The sequence below is a fragment of the Chromobacterium sp. W521 genome (assembly GCF_052805975.1).
The window spans coordinates 1-299 of the sequence record NZ_JBRBAF010000053.1 but is presented as its reverse complement, the minus strand read 5'-3'; the positions used below and the strand labels follow the sequence as shown (position 1 = coordinate 299).

The window sequence follows — 299 nt, the reverse complement described above, 5'->3', positions numbered from 1 at the left end:
CAGGCGTGGTCGCAGCGGCTGTGGGAATGGGCGGAAACCTTGCCGGACTCAACGCTGAGTTACTGGCGGGAGATGGACGCGCCGGGCATGCCGCTGCCGGGTTTCAACGCGGCCGAGGATACGGTGGCGGCCGAGTCGCGGGTCTCGCTGCAGTGGGAGCCGGAGACGACGGAACGCTGGCTGCGGCAAGCGGGCGAGGCTTACCGGATGCGTCCGGAAGAATTGCTGGTGACCGCGCTGGCGCGGGCCTTGCGCCAATGGACGGGCGCGGAGGAATGCGTGCTGGACCTGGAAGGGCA

At 69.2% G+C, this 299-nt stretch carries 1 protein-coding gene; it reads left to right on the top strand.

The annotated features are described in order from the left end of the window. Positions 1-299 (top strand): hypothetical protein (locus tag ACUXV1_RS23265; protein WP_446016779.1); only part of this gene is annotated, 299 nt, incomplete at both ends.